The following is a 17,906-nucleotide window of genomic DNA, read 5'->3' on the forward strand; positions in this document are numbered from 1 at the left end:
TAAACTATAAAACGCCCAATGAAGTTCATCGGGCGTTTTATGACTGAAAAGTTGTCAACCTATATCAGGACTAGTCAAACTTTTGCTGCTTTTTCTTTAGTTGCTTTAGCTGATTCTTTATCTGCTGCTTTGGTGGCTTTTTCTTTAGCCGCTTTAGCGGGTTCTTTATCTGTTGCCTTAGTTGCTTTTTCTTTATCTGCTGCTTTGCTCGCCTTTTCTTTTGTTTCTTTCACTGCATCTTTTTTATCTGCGGATTTTGAGGCCTTTTCTTTTGTCTCTTTCACGACATCTTTATCCGCCACTTTAGACGCTTTTTCTTTTACTGCTTTTGCAGATTCTTTATCCCCTGCTTTGGACGCTTTTTCCTTTGTTTCCTTCACAACATCTTTATCTGCGGCTTTGGAGGCTTTCTCTTTGACTGTTTTTGCGGTATCTGACGCTTTTGTCGCTTTATCACTCGCAGTTTTGCTTGCTTTGTCCCCTGTCGATTTGATTGAATCAGATACAGAAGGTTTGCTGGATTGTTTCGCCACTCCCGCACCAATTACAGCACCAGCTGCGCCCGCTTTGCTGTTTATATCGTTTTTTAATTCAATGGTACATACTTGCTCTGAACGGCTAGTCGAACCATCGTTACAAATAAATTTGCCATCTTCACAGCGGTCTATCCCACCTTTACTGCCCGAGCAAGGGTAATTTCTTGCACTGGCGCTGTTGACCGCAGAGACCATCATGACACTAACAGCTATTAATCCTAAAAGTAATTTACGCATGGTATTGCCTCATGTTTAAGGGAGCTACACCAAAAGTTTAGGATAAATTAAGCAAAGGTAAAGAAATCGATAATTAGGATATTACGTTAACTTCAATAATATTTTTGTTTTGACGTAATATGAATAAAAAAAAGTATAAGATGGTAATTTTAGTGCAAAAAAAGCCAGCTTACGCTGGCTTTTTGATGTATTTCGAACTACTGGTTACCTGATAGCATTTTGGTGTTTTGTTTTGACAAATCAACCGCCATCTTCACTGTTTCATCCAAATATGGGTCTGGTGCTTCGTAATCCTTTGGTAAATCATCTAACTTCTTGAGGAGTGGTTTACCTTCTTTAGCATTACGTTCATTTATTCGTTTTAGTTTCGTCGCTTCGATTTCATCATCTTCTTTCTTACGCTCTGCATAATTTAATGAAATCAGATTTTTACTTTCTTTACTCACTTTATAGCGCGCGATATCTTCATCGATATAATTGAACTCGCGATCCTGACTGATTCTATCGAGGTGTTTAGTTTTGATGGCAGATAAATCAGGTGAAATATCACCGACTTTACTGTAATTTGCAGCAGGAATGCTATCCCATGGCAGCGCATTATCTTCAAAGCTTTCACCTGTTTCAGCAGGATCTTGCCCCGTTGGCATCACCACATCAGGGGTGACCCCTTCACGTTGCGTACTGCCCCCGTTCACACGATAAAACTTCTGAATGGTATACTGCACAGAACCTAATGATGGCCATTCCGGTTTCAGCATCTGGTCATACACACGACTTAAGCTACGGTGTTGCTGAACAGTTCCTTTACCAAAAGTTGGTTCGCCTACAATTAACGCTCGACCATAATCTTGCATTGCCGCGGCAAAAATTTCAGACGCTGATGCACTAAAACGATCCACTAAAACGACCAATGGCCCTTTATAGTAAATCACATCATCATCATCCACATCTTGGCGTACTTGACCATTGTTATCACGAACTTGAACAATTGGCCCTTTTGGAATAAACAAGCCCGATAATGAAACCGCTTCAGTCAGTGCTCCACCACCATTGCCACGAAGGTCAATGATTAACGCCGAAACATTGTCTTTCGCCATGTTTTGCAGCTGAGTTTTCACGTCATTGGTTAAACCCACGTAAAAACCTGGGATATCCAGTACAGCAACCTTGTCTTTACCTTGTTGTTTAATCGTCAGTTTTACCGCACGATCTTCTAGTCGGATCTGCTCCCGAACTATGGTAACGATATGTGGCTTCGCCCCTTTAGTATCAGAAACGACTTCCAAGCGAACTTGGCTGCCTTTTGGCCCTTTGATCAACGCAACAACATCATCCAGACGCCAACCAACAACATCAACAATCGGTTTACCCGTTTGACCAACACCGATAATTTTATCACCGACTTTCAACTCTTTGCTTTTAGCCGCTGGGCCGCCAGCAACCAGTGAGTTGATCACCGTGTTTTCATCGTCTTGCTGTAAAACAGCACCAATCCCTTCTAATGAAAGACTCATTTCAGAATTGAATTGTTCTGTGTTACGAGGAGAAAGATAACTCGTGTGTGGATCGATTTCACGGGCAAATGAGTTAACAATCAATTGGAAAACATCTTCACTTTGCGCTTGTGTTAAGCGACGTAACGCGAAATTATAGCGCTTAGTGAGCTTCTCTTTGATTTCTTTGTCATCTTTGCCTGAAAGCTTCAAGTTCAACCAGTCATAACGTACTTTTTGATCCCAAAGACGATCAAGTTCTTGTTTGTCTTTAGGCCAAGGTGATTTTGAACGGTCAACTTCAATCGAATCCGTCGCGTTTAAATCAATCGGTTGCTCTAAACGTGCTAAGGCATATTTAAAACGTTCGAAACGTCTTTCCTGAGACAGGTTATACAGGTCATAAAACGTATCTAATTTGCCATCTTCAAGCCATTGACCTACTTTTCCTTTATCTTTGGCATATTGGTCAACATCGGATTGAAGCAAAACATTATGGCCGAAATCTAACATGTTGAGATAACGGTCAAATATTTTCCCAGAAAACGCTTTGTCTAAATCAAATTGGCGGTAATGTGAACGCGTAAACCGTGAGGTTACCCTTTCACTGACTGTGCCGTGCTGTGCGCTCTGTTTTAAGACAGGTAACTGAGCAGCAGTGACCGGAGCCACTGCTTGAGTATTAGCGATTGCACTGCCGAAAGTCGCCAGACTAACAACAAGTGCAACTTTAAGAAGTTTGTTCATGACCTGATTGACCTCCGTATCAGAACTTTAAATGTTCCGCGCGTACAATCATTGCCAGTCCAGTTGGCAATTGAACCCTAACACCGTCTTTCGCAATTTCCAACACAGAGGCGTCCATCAAGCTGCTACCGACTTTCACTTTCAACGTTTGACCTATTGTAAGTGCGTTGATATCAGTAACTGATTTCAGATTTTGCTCAGGTGCCGGATTGTTACGACGTGGAGTTTTCGCTGATGTATTTTGCGGGCGTTCTTTATTGTCTGATGGGCGACGACGTGGTGCTTTGTCTTTAGCAGCATCTGGGTTACGAGCAGGTTTGTCACCGGCTTTTTTCGCTGCTGGGCGTTTTTGCGTTTTTTGTTCAGCACGTTGTGCTTGAACGCGCGCTTTCGCCTCAGTTAATTGCTGACGAGCATGAGCAATGTGCTCTGCGTCTAACTCACCGCAATCTTCGCCATTTAGGTCAACGCGTTTTGCGCCTTCTTTAACACCGTACAGGTAGCGCCAGCTTGAAGTATACATGCGTAACGCAGAACGTAATTGCGTTTTGCTAATACCATCTTCGTCTGTCAAACACCCTACGATATCTTGAAAAATTCCGACTTTTAACGGACGTGCTTCGCCTTCAGCGATAAAACAGCGTGGAAAACGCTCTGCTAGAAATGCGATAACTTCTTTACTACTATTCAACTTAGGTTGATTTTCCATGAAATTTCCTGATAACAACGATTTTGCCAACCTCACGGGCATGAACAAGCCGACATTATAATCGTGTTGCTGACAATTGCCACGTTACTATTAATTTTACAGCCCAATATTTAGTAATATTTTGGCATAGAACACATTGCCAGATGCTGACACAACTGGTTTACAAGGTGTTGTAACCCTTTTTCATCTTCTTGGTCGAATTGGCTAATATTTGGGCTATCGACATCTAAAACCCCGATATTTTGACCATTTACCACCAACGGAAAGACAATTTCAGCATTACTGGCAGCGTCACAAGCGATATGACCAGGAAAAGCGTGAACATCTTCCACACGCTGAACTTGGTTTTCACTAAATGCCGTACCACAGACCCCTTTACCGAATGGAATTCGAACACAAGCAACTTTTCCTTGGAATGGCCCTAAAACCAGTTCTTGCCCATTGCTCAAGTAAAAGCCAACCCAGTTCACTCCATCTAAACGTTCATATAATAACGCACTGGTATTTGCCAAGGTCGCAATTAAATCATATTCTCCCGCCAATAATGCAGAGAGATTATCTGAAAGTTCGAGATAATACTTCTTTTTATCCATAATTATTTCTAGTAATAATCAAGCAATTAAAATACACATATGTAAGAGTAATGCTAAGGTTACCAAGTTGTCACTTTGAGGTAAATTTTTTTACACTAGATTACATCTAGGCAAAACCCTAAAATGAGCAAATATGAATCACATTAATCATACTGACTTGATTTTGCAACGTTGTAGTCACTGCAATCAAAAAATTTATACGCCGCCATTTAGCCCGCGGCAGGTGATTATTTGCCCACGGTGCGCCTCTCAACTCAATGACGGCCGTTCATGGTCATTAAGTCGACTGTCTATTCTTGCCATTACACTGCTAATGCTTGCACCCATTGCATTTTGGCAGCCCCTGATATCGATTCATCTATTAGGCAGTCAAATCAATGCCAACGTTATAGAAGGTATTCGCTTAATCAATCAACAAGGTGATCCTATAACTGCCAGTATAGTGGCTTTTTGTGCGATTGCCGCTCCGTTACTGCTACCAATTTTAATTTTGTCGTTACTGATTGGCCAAAAAATCGGGTTAAACCTTAGGCCTATTTTGTTGGTTTTAAGCCATATTAAAGAATGGGTTATGCTCGATGTTTACCTAATTGCACTGGGTATCGCCGCTATCAAAATGCAAGATTACGCCAGCGTATTTATCGGCCATGGCTTGATTGCCTTTATCACAATGTCTATTTTGAGTCTGTTGATCCTCATCCACATGAACCTTGATGTGCTATGGAAAACCTTTTATCCCATCGAAGAAAAAGGTTCGCAAGCAAATGCAATCACCTGCACAGCCTGCCATTACACTGCCCCGCCAAATAAATACGGCAAGTGCCAGCGTTGTCATCGCCCTGTGCAATATCGGGATCCTTATAGTTTACAAAAAACGTGGGCCGCACTGATTACTGCCATGGTGTTGCTATTTCCTGCTAACCTAATGCCCATTTCCATTTTTTACTTAAATGGGCAACGGTTAGAAGATACCATTTACTCAGGTGTTGTCTCGCTAATCGATTCGGGTAACTGGCCGATTGCACTTATTGTTTTCATTGCCAGTATCTTAGTCCCGTTTATTAAAATTATTATCATGATTTTGTTGCTATTTTCGATTCATCTTAACAGCAAAACTGACCCCATCTTACGCATGAAACTGCTGAAGTTTGTTTCATGGATTGGTCGTTGGTCAATGTTAGATTTGTTTGTCATTGCACTGATGATGACACTCGTTAACCGAGAACAATTAATGTCCTTTACTATGGGCCCTGCCGCGCTTTATTTTGGCACTGCCGTGATTCTAACGATTTTAGCCGTTGAATGGTTAGACAGCCGTTTAATTTGGGATTCTTATGGAAAAACAAAACCCACAAAATGAACCTTCTGATGACGTTGCAGAAGCCATACAACGCAGGCGTGCGCGTATTTCGCCTTTTTGGTTGCTCCCCTTAGTTGCTATCTTTATTGCAGGGTGGTTATTATTCCAACATTGGGTCGAGCGTGGCACAGATATTACCATTGAATTTACCTCAGCTCCCGGAGTGGTGGCGAATCGTACCCCTATTCGATACCAAGGTGTCGAAGTGGGTTTAGTCCAATCGGTAGCAATCAGTAAAGATATGAAAAATATCATTGTCACTGCCAGTATCAACAAAGATATGCGTTCGGCATTGAATTCAGGGACTAAGTTTTGGCTGGTGACACCAAAAGCCTCACTTGCAGGTATTTCGGGACTCGATGCGCTTGTCGGCGGTAACTATATTGGCATGTTGCCAAGTACAGGTTCTGAACAGTTTTCTTTTGTCGCACAAGACACGCCTCCGCAGCAAAATATTGACCAAGGAGAGCTGCTCATACACCTTGCGGCTCCTGACTTAGGTTCATTAAATGAAAACTCGCCTATTTACTATCGCAAAGTCCCCGTTGGTCATATTTCAGGCTACACCGTTTTACCTGATAACCAAGGTGTGACCATCTCCGCTATCGTGCAAAAACGCTATGCAAATTTAGTTCGCAAAGACAGCCAGTTTTGGAATGTCTCTGGTTTACAAGGCAGTTTCGACCTAAAGTCTGGCGCAAATGTTAAAATGGAAAGCCTTTCTGCGGTGATTAATGGTGCGGTTGCATTTGACTCCCCAGAAAACAGCCCACAAGCCGAAGAAGGTCAATCGTTTGTCTTGCAAAGTAGTTCCGATGTGGCTAATGAAGCAAAGCAAAACGCAAAATCACCACTAAAATTAACCTTATGGGCTCATGACACCTTTGGTGTCAATCAAGGGCAACCCATTGTTTACCGAGGCATTCAAATTGGCGAAGTGTTACAGCGTCACTTAAATACCGATAAAGTTGACTTTAATATTGCGATTTATGATGAATATCGCCATTTAGTCCGTGCAGATAGCAAGTTTGTGGCGAATAGCCGCGTTGATGTGCAATTAGGGTTAAATGGCCTTCAGTTTCAAGGGGCGACGCCACAGGAGTGGCTTGATGGTGGGGTTCATTTAATTGCAGGTAGTAGCCAAGAAAAACTCCCTGTAACATTCCCACTCTATCGCAGTGACGAAAATGCCAAAGCGGGTATCCTTGGTGTTTCACCACCAACAACAATTACACTCAATGCAGCAACACTACCCGATATCCAAACAGGCTCAGTGGTGCTTTATCGTCAATTTTCTGTTGGAAAAATTATTGCTATTAAACCGACAAAATCGGGATTTGCCATTGATGTCAATATATCCAGTGAATACCGTCATCTCCTCACAGATAACAGTGTTTTCTGGGCCGAAGGTGGCGCAAAAGTCGAACTCAACAGTAATGGCTTAACCGTTCAGGCTGCCCCGCTCAGCCGCGCAATTAGTGGCGCAATTAGCTTTGATAACTTTGATAGCTCCACGGGCAATAAAGCTCGTCAGCATACATTGTACCCCAACGAAACCGCGGCAAAAGCCATAGGCAGTGTCGTAACATTAACCACCTTTGATGCTTCAAAGCTTTCTGAAGGTATGCCAATTCGTTATTTAGGCATTAATATCGGCCAGATTGAATCCTTAAAGCTCTCGGCAGATAAACGCGAGGTGCAAGCGAAAGCAATCCTCTATCCTGATTATGTGAACACTTTTACCAAATTAGGTAGTCGTTTTGCCGTTGTCACACCTGAACTATCCCCTGCTGGCTTAAACAATTTAGATAGCTTGCTCCAACCTTACATTAGTGCCGAACCTGGCCGCAGTAATAAAAACCGTTACCAATTTGAATTGCAAGCCGCCAATATTACTGATTCACGTTATTTAGATGGCCTGACTGTTTACCTAGATGCTACTGACGTTGGGTCTATCCAAGTAGGAACACCTCTTTTATTTAGAGGGTTAGAAGTTGGCGTCGTGACAGGTTTATATTTGGGAGAGCTTTCCGATCGTGTTTATGTTGCTACCCGTATCGGTAAAGAATATCAATATCTGGTGCGTGATAATACCCAATTTTGGTTATCTTCTGGCTTCAATCTTTCCTTTGGTTTAACGGGAGGCGTTGTTAAAAGTGGGACATTTAAGCAATTTGTACGCGGTGGTATTGTGTTTGCAACCCCACCAACAGTGCCATTAGCCCCTAATGCTAAGCCCGAACAGCACTTCATTCTAAAATTAGAGCCGCCTAGCGATTATTTGGAATGGGGAACGGCTATTCCAAAAAAATAACCTCTACAAAGGTGCTTGTTAACATAACAATGCACCTTTTTCTTTTCACTCATTGAAAATTTATTTTGGAAATAGATTCCATTTATACTATGCTTAATTTCGTTGGGCTGAATTTATACAGTTAAAATCAATCAATGAGGTGACATTATGTGTATAGTTAAATTGAAAATATCTTCCTATGAAATCAATGATGCTGTTATGGAAACCCATAAAAGCGATACCGTTAGTATCCCCTGCGATTCTGATACCGATTTTTGCATGCAATTAGATGGTTGGGATGAACACACGAGTATCCCTGCAACAATTGATGAGAAACCAGTGTTGTTGTATCGCCACCGTTATGACAAAGAAAACCATCATTGGGTCATGAAAGTTGCTTAGTCGTTTATTGGGCAATAGTGTGATTAATACAAAGATGATTGGCTTATTATTGATGGGTCAATATGTGCGAAAGCAAAACAATAGGCAAAAAAAGAGGCCTGGTAGATTCCGATTACCGGGCCTTGGGAAATGGCTCTGGCAGAGCCGTGCGCTAAAATTGCCATTGAGACGTAACAAAGTACACCTTAATACTAGCTTTCAATGCACGTTCTTACCACATTAATTATCAATTATTTTACATATTATTAACACAATTTATTGTTTAATTTTCTAATATTGAACTATTTGTTCAATAGGTTGTGCCTATGTAAGCAATCAACAAAACCTTTCAATCAATTATCTATTTGATATATAACACACATTTAAATAATCGACCGTTTTTCCCTTCTCTCTTTTTGCAATGATAAAACCGCCATAAAAAGGCCTACTTACTACCACACAATTTCGCAGCTGCTTCTTTTAACGGCAAAACACGCTCTTCAACACTTTTTGTTGTCTCAATCGGTTTGAGTAATACATCGATTGGTTGGCCTTTAATTTCTTTATTATCCATTTGGGTTGCTGCGATATCATTTAATGGGTACTGCATCAACGTAGCTGGGTTGATCACCACCAGCGCACCATTACTGCGACATTCCAACATCACCTCTTCACGTGTAAATGGCCAATCATCGCCAAATTGTTTTTTACTAACGGATGTTAAAGGCGCAGCAACAGCCGCGCTAATTGTCCCGCCAACCAATAATAAGCAAATAATGAGTTTAGATTTCATTGAAATGACCTTGTTAAACGAATGAGATAATAAGCCGCTATTATCAAATAAATAGAGTGGTTTTGCTACACAGGTTGATACGTGGCAAAAATGGCTACTGCTAAAATTGCCATTGTGCCAAGCAATAATTCGACCCAACTATTGATGATCAGGTAATTGACTTGCCCTTTTTGCTTGACCCTTGGCACGATATAATAGCGATTAATTGATGCTAGCATCATCATTCCCATGACCAATATAATCTTAAACCAAAGCAGCGATTGATATTCTGAACCTGAATAGACCATCGGCCATTGTGGTAAGATGCTTATTGCGCTAATAACACCAGTGATGACCACCAAAACGACTGCGACGTGCCCATAACGCGAGAACCGCTTCATTGTCTTAATAATTTGTGCATCCATTCCTGCGACAAGTTCACGTTTATTACGCAAAAACTGTATGCAGATTAAAAATGGCCATAAGCCCCCAAACCAATAGGCTGAACTAATAAGATGAACAAATTGATTAAAGCGATAAAGCGCACCAGCAATGCCATCTTGCATCGCAGCATGGCCGATAAGTGCGTGTAACCCAAGAAGAATAATAGATAGAATTAAAATAAGGTGCAGGCGGATCTTGATGGATTTAACAAGCAAAACCACCAATAAAATCACCGAGAATAGAAGTTCCCAACGCCAAATTTGGCCAAATGATGTCCCGAGCACACCCTGCCAAATATCCCAATCCGTCGCGTCCTCCCAGCCATCGCCCATTAAACCCGCTTGTGCTAGCATCCAGCCAAAAGAGGTCATAATGGTGATAACAGCACAGAAGTTAATCCCTTTATTCAAATAACGACTAATTAAATAGCTAAATTGCCCGCAACTGAGCAACGCCACAAATATTGACATTCCACACATCAATATTGCAGCGATAAAATGAATAAAACGAATTAAGGTATAAAACGCTTCAAGTGACATATTATTTCACTGTAAAGCTATAGGTCCCTTTGGTTTTGTGACCATCAACAGAAACAACACTCCAGTTAACGTCGTATTTGCCTGAAGTCAGTTTATCTTCAACTGGCACAATCACTTTAGTGTCATTGTTAGGGTCTAACGCTGCTTTCCCTGTTTTGATGATGTTTTTTTCAGGGCCAATGATAGACACCTTTGTAAAGTTAACCTCAATGCCTTCAGAAAAATTTAACGTGATTGACTCAGGTGTTTGCTCAACTGCAGCACCTTCCGCTGGAAGTTGGTCTTTTAAATGGGCATGGGCAAAAGCTTGTTGGAAAGACATCCCTAAGAAAAGAACAGCAATTGCACTTAATTTGCGCCATGAAGATTTAATATGGGTAATTGGCATAGTAACCTCTTAATTTGCAGGTGAATTTAGAATATTTGCCAATCATTATACGGAAAAAAACGGTTTGTGCCGCTTAAAAACGGGATTTAGGGGCTCATCCTGTGAGTATTCACACAAAATGAAAAGAAAAAGGCTTATGAACATTGAAATTAACCACTTTTGTCCATAAGCCTATTACGGTCTTTATACATCAAATAGAGAGATTACGTTTTAGTAATGACCTATTCACAACACAAAATTAAATGTGCGCTGTTGATGACAGGTTTTTTAAATCTTTATCCAGTAAGAATAGCGCTTTACCAGACTCACCCACCATGTCCAGTTTATCCAACACAGATTTAAATAATTTCTCTTCTTCGTGCTGCTCAGCAACGTACCATTGTAGGAAGTTGAACGTTGAGTAATCTTGTGTTGTCATCGCTAAGTGCGCTAGTTTGTTAATTTCACGCGTAATTAATTGCTCGTGCTCATACGTTTGATTAAAAACATCTGAAATAGATTTAAAATCAACAGGTGGTGCCGCAATTTGACCTAATAGTGGCAGAGCCCCTGTATCGCTAAGGTAATCAAACAAACGCTGCATATGTTCCATTTCTTCTTGAGAATGTGCTTTTAAAAAAGCAGCCGCGCCTTCGTAGCCTTTATCGCTACACCACGCACTCATTTGCAAATAAAGGTTCGCAGAGTAAAACTCAAGATTTAATTGTTCGTTTAATTTTTTGACCATATCAGTAGTTAACATATTTTTTACCTTAATGTTTAAATATTCCTGAAGCTATTATGCACAGTATTACAATAATTAAAACCCCAAAACATTCTGAAAACAAAAAAATCCAATTTACTGATTATTAATAACTTTTGTTAAAAACAATAATAATCAATCTCATTATCTTTCACTGTTTTCAAAGTTATTAATTAAATATAAAACTATATTATTTTAGTTATATTTTCACGTTCTTTTCGATAAAGAATTGAGACTTCTTCTCATTTAATCGCTACAATATTCCTAAGTTCCATTATGTGATAGAGAATTAATATGAGCCACAATCTTGCTTTATTACCCAAAGATGAAATGGATAAAGTTAACGTTGACTTATTGGCATCTGGCGTTGCATTCAAAGAACGCTATAACATCGCCATCCTTGCTGACGCTGTTGAGCGGGAGCAACCCGAACATTTGAGGGAGTATTTTAGAGAACGGCTGGTTTATTACCGTCAGTTATCACAAAATTTCTCACGGTTACCGTACGAACCGAGAAATCGTTAAGAAAAAAGAGGGGATAACCCTCTTTTCAATTTTTCAATGCAAACAGCTGAATACTGCTGAATTATTTAGACGTGTTATACGTTACAGTATTGTTTTGACAATCCACTGAAACAGAATAATGCAGATCAGATTTTGAACCTCGAACGACTAACGGGATGGTATATCCTGTATCTGTCTTCGTAACCTCATTATCATTAACCCAAGCGACAGCTTTTTTACCTAATGCGGCTTTTTCTTCTGTCCAACGAGGTAAACGATTATGCATAAAATCACTTTTAACCTGAGCCGCAATTTGTGGCTCAGTTAGTGCACCACAGCTCACAAACGGTGCAGCCTTACCTTCATCCTTGTTAACACTTAGTGCGAAAGAACTAAAAACAAGAGCGCACGTCCCTAAAGCAATAGCAATTTTTTTATTCGCTTCCATACTCTCCCCCGATACCTAATTGTTAGGTAAAGATTTTTGATTAGTTTTGCTGCTCATTTACCCCTATAAAAAGGGATAAAATTGCGCGTTATCTGTAGTTATTTTCTAACGACATTGATAAACAGAATGACTTAACTAATATTAATCTATCAGATTCATGTATGGATGTTAATAGTATGTTTACTTATTATTAATTTTCATCGTCAAAACGAACATGTATTTGCTCTTTGCCTTGATGTTTCTCACGAATTTCTTGTGCAACGAGTGCAATAGCTTCGCCACTACTCATACCATCCGCCATTAATTGATGAATTTTTTCTACCGCTTCTTGCTGTTCTTCATGATTAAGTGCGGGTATTCCTGATAACATGGTTTAAACCTCATTCATAAAAGACTAAAATCAATAATTAAGATTTTAACATCTCTTCGATTATTAAGATAAGAGTATCTGTTAGTCAGCTAGAATCACTTGCGAAAAAGTAAACTTATCACCATGATTATTAATAAAATTCAGTTACCTTATAGCCCAACTGCGGCAATTGATTATTTTACGCCCCTCGCTCACCAACCTTGGGCGATGCTGCTGCATTCAGGCAATGCGAAGCACTCACATAACCGGTTTGATATTATTGTAGCTGATCCCATTACAACACTCATAACTTATCAGACACAGACAACAATTACTGAACAGAATCAAGAACCTATTATTTCTGAAGCATCACCATTCGCCCTGCTTCAAGCACAACTTGATAAGCACCATGCAAACCAAATATTGGATAACACATTGCCATTTAATGGTGGCGCTCTCGGTATTTGGAGCTACGACCTTGGACGCCGTATTGAAATAATCCCTGAAATCGCGAAAACTGAATTAACATTTCCCGATATGGCCGTAGGTATCTATTTATGGGCACTGATTGTTGATCACCAAGACAAAACCGTCACATTAATTAGCCATGAAGATGCCGAGGCGCGTTTAACTTGGCTGCAAAGCCAGAAAACGCCACGCAAAAATAAGTTTAAGCTCAATACACCTTGGCACTCCAATATGACTGAAGATGAGTACCAGCAAAATATTGCACGTATTCATGAATATTTGCGTAATGGCGACTGTTATCAAATTAATCTGGCGCAGCGCTTTAAAGCCAAATATAAAGGAGATGAATGGAATGCGTTCCTAGCATTACTTGAAACGAATGGCGCCCCATTCTCTTCCTTTATACGTCTACCAGAAAATGCTGTGATTAGCATTTCTCCTGAACGCTTTATTTTGTTACAAGACGGCGATATCCAAACACGCCCAATTAAAGGCACACTTCCGCGTTTAGAGGATAAGCAAGAAGATTTAGCGCAAGCTGATAAACTGGCTAACTCCCCTAAAGACCGCGCAGAAAACCTAATGATTGTCGATTTATTGCGCAATGATATCGGCCGTGTTGCTAAACCGGGAACGGTTAAGGTGCCAGAATTGTTTGTGGTTGAACCATTCCCCGCCGTTCACCACTTGGTCAGCACTATCACGGCAAGATTAGACAGCCCTTACCAAGCCACCGATTTATTGCAAGCTTGCTTCCCTGGTGGGTCCATTACAGGGGCGCCAAAAATTCGTGCGATGGAAATTATTGAAGAATTAGAACCTCATCGCCGACATGGATATTGTGGTGCAATAGGCTATATTAGTTTTTGTGGCAATATGGACACTAACATTTCTATCCGAACTTTATTGACCTATAAAAAACAGATTTACTGCTGGGCAGGCGGTGGTATTGTGGCAGATAGCCAAGCGGATAAAGAATACCAAGAAACTTTCGACAAATTGAGCCTTATTCTACCTTTATTAGGAGCGTTAAATTCGGGTGACCGAGCTGAATAACTTTATCAACCGTTTTCAGTTTACTTTACCGGCAACCCGTCAGGCACAGCGCCAGACGGGGAAATCGGCTGCGGTTTTATTACCGATTATTAATAAACCTAACCCAACGCTGCTGCTAACCCAGCGCTCCCCATTTTTACGTTCTCATGCAGGGCAAGTGGCCTTTCCGGGTGGAGCAAAAGATCCCGAAGATGGTTCATTAATTCACACTGCGCTGCGTGAAACTTTTGAAGAAGTCGCCATCCCACCTGAAAAAGTGAAGGTGCTGGGCCAGCTTGCACCACTGCAAAGTTATGGGGGTTATGAAGTCACTCCTATTGTTGGTTTGCTACCTGCCAATATTCAATATCAAGCAAACCCAAGTGAGGTTGCCTCCATTTTCGAAGTTCCACTCTTTGACGCATTGTCATTGCGACAACACAAATATGTGGATATCAAACGTTCAGGCCGTGAAAATCGGATTTTTTTCTATTGGTATAACGGCCATCTCGTTTGGGGATTGACGGCTTCTATTCTTCACCAATTGGCATTACAATTAGATTAGCGCTGACAACATAAATCACTATATAAAATTAATTTTTCAAACAAAAATTTCCCACTAACTTTTATCTGCTTCCCTATCATTCCTAATTTTATGAATGTGACTGTATAAATTTAAAGCAAAACACAAGCAGATTGTGCTATTTACAATCAATTATTCCTAAGCAACTACCTTATTTCAAAAAATACTTTAAACTTACTGGTTAACACTACTAAATAACAGTAAAGTAGCGCCTTTTAAAATAAAGCACTCTATTTTCAACTTTTTTTAAGGAGTCCTACGTGATAAGCGTTTTCGACATGTTTAAAGTGGGCATTGGCCCGTCAAGCTCTCATACCGTTGGTCCAATGAAAGCTGGTAAAGAATTTGTCGATGATTTAGTGAGCAAAAATCTATTGCCTAACGTCACTCGCATTTCTGTTGACGTTTATGGGTCATTATCGCTTACTGGTAAAGGGCACCATACTGATATCGCCATTATTATGGGGCTAGCGGGTAACTTACCTGCCACCGTTGACATTGAATCTATCCCAACTTTTATTAAGACGGTAGAAGACACAGAAAAATTGCCTTTAGCTAATGGTACTCAATTAGTTGATTTTCCACGTGATGGCGGCATGAATTTTCGTCAAGATAACCTTGAGTTACACGAAAATGGCATGACTATTCATGCTTTTGCTGGAAATGATGAAATTTATACCAAAACCTATTATTCAATCGGTGGTGGTTTTATCGTTGATGAAGAGCATTTTGGTCAATCAACTGTTGATAGCAAGCCGGTGTCTTACCCTTTCAATTCAGCAGATGAATTACTGCTAAATTGCAAAAAATCAGGTTTATCAATTTCCAGCCTGATGATGAAAAATGAACTCGACCTTCACTCAAAAGAAGAGATCGACGCATACTTTGCTGATGTCTGGCACACCATGCAAGCATGTATTGAGCGTGGTTTAAATACGGAAGGTGTTCTACCGGGCCCATTACGTGTGCCGCGCCGCGCTCCTGCATTAAACCGTGTGGTGACATCTTCCAGTAAATTATCGAATGACCCAATGAATGTCATTGACCTCATTAATATGTATGCCCTAGCGGTAAATGAGGAAAATGCAGCGGGTGGACGTGTTGTTACTGCGCCAACTAACGGTGCATGTGGGATTGTTCCTGCGGTGCTGGCTTATTACAACCACTGCATCGAGCCTGTCACACCTGAACTTTACCTACGTTATTTCTTAGCCTCTGGCGCAATTGGTATTTTGTATAAGATGAATGCGTCTATTTCTGGTGCTGAAGTGGGTTGCCAAGGGGAAGTCGGTGTTGCTTGTTCAATGGCTGCCGCAGGCCTAGCGGAATTACTCGGTGGTAGCCCTGAGCAAGTGTGCATCGCCGCTGAGATTGGTATGGAACACAACTTAGGTCTCACGTGTGACCCTGTTGCGGGTCAAGTTCAAGTGCCATGTATCGAACGTAATGCAATTGCCTCCGTCAAGGCTGTGAATGCAGCACGGATGGCTATTCGCAGAACCAGTGAGCCTCGTGTTTCCTTGGATAAAGTCATTGAAACTATGTATGAAACAGGGAAAGACATGAATGCAAAATACCGTGAGACCTCTCGCGGCGGTTTAGCAATCAAAGTCCAATGTGACTAATTAACCTGTTACATCCCTCTAACGCCCTTCTGAACACTGAAGGGCGTTTTTCATTCTCCATCCATGTAATCTTATTCACTTTTATTCACTAACCCTTAGCTTTATCAACAAATTTATTTAATCAATTCTTCACCCTAATTTGTCTACTCATGGAGTATTTCATTTAATTTCGCCAATCAGCACAATCGCAAATTAATACTATTTTATTCTAAAAACATATTTTGTTAGCTCACTTCACACTGTATTTATCATACAAAACCGGTTGATTTTTAATCGAAACATCAACGGTAAACATTTTTTTATTCGCCACTTGTTACCGATAACAATAATTTACACTGCAAAATAATTATCTTGTATAATTTAATAGAAACAAACAACAAATAAAAAGTTATTAATCGCAAATTATTAAGTGTTTTTAGGTATATTCTTATTTTTCTGACGCGAAACAAGTTTTTAGGTTAAAACAAAATGATATGCTACAAATGTACTTCATACTAATAATTCAAATAGCTGACTCGTGACCGCCATGAGTAAATTGTAATTATTCAGCTAATATTATGATACAGGGGAAATTGATAAAAAGGAGTCTAACTTTAGTGTCCAATTTATCTACAGATAATATTTCGTTTTATCTATCAATGAGGGAAAAATAGTGAGTATAGCTATTATGATTGGTACCCACGGAGTCGCCGCTGAGCAGCTTCTCCGAACCACCGAAATGTTAATCGGCGAGCAAGATAATGTCTCGTTTATTGACTTTATCCCTGGGGAAAACGCAGACACCCTGTTTGAAAAGTACACACAAAAACTGACTGATTTAGACACCTCTAAAGGGGTGCTATTCCTTGTCGATACTTGGGGAGGTAGCCCATTTAATGCTGCTAGCCGTATTGTGAATGAGCACGATAATTATGACATTATCACCGGTGTGAATGTTCCAATGCTGGTTGAAACCTTTATGTGCCGCGATGATAACCCATCTTTGGATGAGCTCATCACCGTTGCATTAGAAACGGGTCGAGGCGGTGTTCGTCCATTTAAATTTAAAGAAGTTGAAGTTCAACCTGCGCCTGTTGCTGCAAGCACCCCACCACCAGCACCAGCTCGAAAAGCGGGTCCCGGTGAGCATATGGTGATTGCCCTTGCCCGTGTTGATGACCGTTTAATTCACGGCCAAGTTGCAACGCGCTGGACAAAAGAAACACAAGTCAAACGTATTATCGTCGTCAGTGATGAGGTCGCAAAAGACCAAGTCCGTTCGACACTGTTAAAACAAGTTGCGCCTCCTGGGGTTACGGCTCACGTTGTTGACGTTGCAAAATGTGTTCGCGTCTATAACAACCCGAAATATGCAGGTGAGCGTGTGATGTTGTTATTTACTAACCCAACTGATGTTAAGCGTATTGTTGAGGAAGGTGTGGAGGTTAAATCCGTCAATATTGGTGGTATGGCATATCATGAGGGTAAAACTATGGTAACCAATGCGGTTTCCATCAACCAAACTGATATCGATGCCTTTAATTATTTGAATGACAAAAAAATTGAGCTAGAAGTCCGTAAAGTTTCATCTGACAGCAAAGTCTTCATGATGGACTTAATTAATAAGCTCAAAAAATAATGTGTTACCAAACTTTTAATTTTGCTTTTTAAACCATTACTC

The 17,906-nt window shown here is 40.5% G+C and carries 18 protein-coding genes; 8 read left to right on the forward strand and 10 right to left on the reverse strand.

The window, feature by feature from the left end; translation table 11 throughout:
- Positions 1 to 74: 74 nt before the first annotated feature.
- The 4 genes from AC4IFO_RS00005 to AC4IFO_RS00020 form a co-directional block, all read right to left on the reverse strand.
- On the reverse strand, positions 75 to 773 hold the full coding sequence (locus tag AC4IFO_RS00005) for a YdcA family protein (RefSeq protein ID WP_490730766.1): 699 nt from the start codon (positions 771 to 773) through the stop codon (positions 75 to 77).
- A 197-nt stretch (positions 774 to 970) separates the two neighbouring features.
- Positions 971 to 3,013: a carboxy terminal-processing peptidase gene (prc, locus tag AC4IFO_RS00010; RefSeq protein WP_490730768.1), complete on the reverse strand. Its 2,043-nt coding sequence runs from the start codon at positions 3,011 to 3,013 to the stop codon at positions 971 to 973.
- Positions 3,014 to 3,032: 19 nt separating this feature from the next.
- Positions 3,033 to 3,722: an RNA chaperone ProQ gene (gene proQ, locus AC4IFO_RS00015; RefSeq protein ID WP_490730770.1), complete on the reverse strand. Its 690-nt coding sequence runs from the start codon at positions 3,720 to 3,722 to the stop codon at positions 3,033 to 3,035.
- Between the two features lie 110 nt (positions 3,723 to 3,832).
- A complete protein-coding gene (locus tag AC4IFO_RS00020; protein ID WP_219247678.1) occupies positions 3,833 to 4,315 on the reverse strand; it encodes a GAF domain-containing protein in 483 nt (160 codons plus the stop codon).
- A 133-nt stretch (positions 4,316 to 4,448) separates the two neighbouring features.
- Between AC4IFO_RS00020 and yebS the strand changes: the two genes are divergently transcribed.
- The 3 genes from yebS to AC4IFO_RS00035 all read left to right on the forward strand — a co-directional run bounded on the left by yebS (position 4,449) and on the right by AC4IFO_RS00035 (position 8,370).
- Complete coding sequence (yebS, locus tag AC4IFO_RS00025) at positions 4,449 to 5,675, forward strand: membrane integrity lipid transport subunit YebS (protein ID WP_490730773.1); 1,227 nt, start codon at positions 4,449 to 4,451, stop codon at positions 5,673 to 5,675.
- Positions 5,650 to 7,989 carry a PqiB family protein gene (locus tag AC4IFO_RS00030; RefSeq protein ID WP_490730775.1) on the forward strand — a complete coding sequence of 780 codons (2,340 nt, stop codon included), beginning with the start codon at positions 5,650 to 5,652 and terminating at the stop codon, positions 7,987 to 7,989. Before yebS ends, AC4IFO_RS00030 begins: the two co-directional genes overlap by 26 nt.
- Positions 7,990 to 8,136: 147 nt before the next feature.
- Positions 8,137 to 8,370 (forward strand): DUF1480 family protein, encoded by a 234-nt coding sequence (locus AC4IFO_RS00035; RefSeq protein WP_206086170.1) that lies wholly within the window; start codon positions 8,137 to 8,139, stop codon positions 8,368 to 8,370.
- A gap of 424 nt (positions 8,371 to 8,794) precedes the next feature.
- On the opposite strand, the gene AC4IFO_RS00040 is transcribed toward AC4IFO_RS00035, so the two are convergent.
- The 4 genes from AC4IFO_RS00040 to ftnA all read right to left on the reverse strand — a co-directional run bounded on the left by AC4IFO_RS00040 (position 8,795) and on the right by ftnA (position 11,234).
- A complete protein-coding gene (locus AC4IFO_RS00040; protein WP_490730777.1) occupies positions 8,795 to 9,142 on the reverse strand; it encodes a DUF2511 domain-containing protein in 348 nt (115 codons plus the stop codon).
- A 65-nt stretch (positions 9,143 to 9,207) separates the two neighbouring features.
- The gene (gene copD / locus AC4IFO_RS00045) at positions 9,208 to 10,104 is read right to left on the reverse strand and encodes a copper homeostasis membrane protein CopD (protein WP_490730779.1); all 897 of its coding nucleotides are present in this window, start codon (positions 10,102 to 10,104) and stop codon (positions 9,208 to 9,210) included.
- A gap of 1 nt (position 10,105) precedes the next feature.
- A complete protein-coding gene (yobA, locus tag AC4IFO_RS00050; protein ID WP_490730781.1) occupies positions 10,106 to 10,492 on the reverse strand; it encodes a CopC domain-containing protein YobA in 387 nt (128 codons plus the stop codon).
- A gap of 238 nt (positions 10,493 to 10,730) precedes the next feature.
- Complete coding sequence (gene ftnA, locus AC4IFO_RS00055; RefSeq protein WP_490730783.1) at positions 10,731 to 11,234, reverse strand: non-heme ferritin; 504 nt, start codon at positions 11,232 to 11,234, stop codon at positions 10,731 to 10,733.
- 294 nt (positions 11,235 to 11,528) lie between these two features.
- On the opposite strand from ftnA, the gene AC4IFO_RS00060 reads away from it, so the two are divergent.
- Positions 11,529 to 11,759, forward strand: coding sequence for a DNA polymerase III subunit theta (locus AC4IFO_RS00060; protein WP_206086175.1), 231 nt, complete (start codon positions 11,529 to 11,531; stop codon positions 11,757 to 11,759).
- Positions 11,760 to 11,820: 61 nt separating this feature from the next.
- On the opposite strand, the gene yebF is transcribed toward AC4IFO_RS00060, so the two are convergent.
- Together yebF and AC4IFO_RS00070 are read right to left on the reverse strand one after the other, a co-directional pair.
- Positions 11,821 to 12,186, reverse strand: a complete 366-nt coding sequence (yebF, locus tag AC4IFO_RS00065) for a protein YebF (protein WP_490730785.1) — start codon at positions 12,184 to 12,186, stop codon at positions 11,821 to 11,823.
- Positions 12,187 to 12,376: 190 nt separating this feature from the next.
- Entirely contained in the window at positions 12,377 to 12,556 is a 180-nt protein-coding gene (locus tag AC4IFO_RS00070) for a YoaH family protein (RefSeq protein WP_219247663.1), read from the reverse strand.
- Positions 12,557 to 12,679: 123 nt separating this feature from the next.
- On the opposite strand from AC4IFO_RS00070, the gene pabB reads away from it, so the two are divergent.
- From pabB to manX, 4 genes are all read left to right on the forward strand, one after another.
- The gene (pabB, locus tag AC4IFO_RS00075) at positions 12,680 to 14,059 is read left to right on the forward strand and encodes an aminodeoxychorismate synthase component 1 (protein ID WP_490730787.1); all 1,380 of its coding nucleotides are present in this window, start codon (positions 12,680 to 12,682) and stop codon (positions 14,057 to 14,059) included.
- Complete coding sequence (locus AC4IFO_RS00080) at positions 14,043 to 14,603, forward strand: CoA pyrophosphatase (RefSeq protein ID WP_490730789.1); 561 nt, start codon at positions 14,043 to 14,045, stop codon at positions 14,601 to 14,603. Before pabB ends, AC4IFO_RS00080 begins: the two co-directional genes overlap by 17 nt.
- A 278-nt stretch (positions 14,604 to 14,881) precedes the next feature.
- The gene (locus tag AC4IFO_RS00085; RefSeq protein WP_490730791.1) at positions 14,882 to 16,246 is read left to right on the forward strand and encodes an L-serine ammonia-lyase; all 1,365 of its coding nucleotides are present in this window, start codon (positions 14,882 to 14,884) and stop codon (positions 16,244 to 16,246) included.
- Between the two features lie 652 nt (positions 16,247 to 16,898).
- Complete coding sequence (manX, locus tag AC4IFO_RS00090; RefSeq protein ID WP_490730793.1) at positions 16,899 to 17,864, forward strand: PTS mannose transporter subunit IIAB; 966 nt, start codon at positions 16,899 to 16,901, stop codon at positions 17,862 to 17,864.
- The last annotated feature ends 42 nt before the right edge of the window (positions 17,865 to 17,906 follow it).

This window comes from Providencia sp. UF-224, assembly GCF_058245955.1.

What these genes read in the sequence shown, in the direction of transcription:
- ftnA (WP_490730783.1), bottom strand. Translation starts at nt 11,234, where the DNA reads ATGTTAACTACTGATATGGTCAAAAAATTAAACGAACAATTAAATCTT.
- copD (WP_490730779.1), bottom strand. Translation starts at nt 10,104, where the DNA reads ATGTCACTTGAAGCGTTTTATACCTTAATTCGTTTTATTCATTTTATC.
- proQ (WP_490730770.1), bottom strand. Translation starts at nt 3,722, where the DNA reads ATGGAAAATCAACCTAAGTTGAATAGTAGTAAAGAAGTTATCGCATTT.
- AC4IFO_RS00040 (WP_490730777.1), bottom strand. Translation starts at nt 9,142, where the DNA reads ATGAAATCTAAACTCATTATTTGCTTATTATTGGTTGGCGGGACAATT.
- AC4IFO_RS00060 (WP_206086175.1), top strand. Translation starts at nt 11,529, where the DNA reads ATGAGCCACAATCTTGCTTTATTACCCAAAGATGAAATGGATAAAGTT.
- AC4IFO_RS00070 (WP_219247663.1), bottom strand. Translation starts at nt 12,556, where the DNA reads ATGTTATCAGGAATACCCGCACTTAATCATGAAGAACAGCAAGAAGCG.
- AC4IFO_RS00035 (WP_206086170.1), top strand. Translation starts at nt 8,137, where the DNA reads ATGTGTATAGTTAAATTGAAAATATCTTCCTATGAAATCAATGATGCT.
- AC4IFO_RS00005 (WP_490730766.1), bottom strand. Translation starts at nt 773, where the DNA reads ATGCGTAAATTACTTTTAGGATTAATAGCTGTTAGTGTCATGATGGTC.
- yebF (WP_490730785.1), bottom strand. Translation starts at nt 12,186, where the DNA reads ATGGAAGCGAATAAAAAAATTGCTATTGCTTTAGGGACGTGCGCTCTT.
- yobA (WP_490730781.1), bottom strand. Translation starts at nt 10,492, where the DNA reads ATGCCAATTACCCATATTAAATCTTCATGGCGCAAATTAAGTGCAATT.
- yebS (WP_490730773.1), top strand. Translation starts at nt 4,449, where the DNA reads ATGAATCACATTAATCATACTGACTTGATTTTGCAACGTTGTAGTCAC.
- pabB (WP_490730787.1), top strand. Translation starts at nt 12,680, where the DNA reads ATGATTATTAATAAAATTCAGTTACCTTATAGCCCAACTGCGGCAATT.
- AC4IFO_RS00020 (WP_219247678.1), bottom strand. Translation starts at nt 4,315, where the DNA reads ATGGATAAAAAGAAGTATTATCTCGAACTTTCAGATAATCTCTCTGCA.
- prc (WP_490730768.1), bottom strand. Translation starts at nt 3,013, where the DNA reads ATGAACAAACTTCTTAAAGTTGCACTTGTTGTTAGTCTGGCGACTTTC.
- AC4IFO_RS00030 (WP_490730775.1), top strand. Translation starts at nt 5,650, where the DNA reads ATGGAAAAACAAAACCCACAAAATGAACCTTCTGATGACGTTGCAGAA.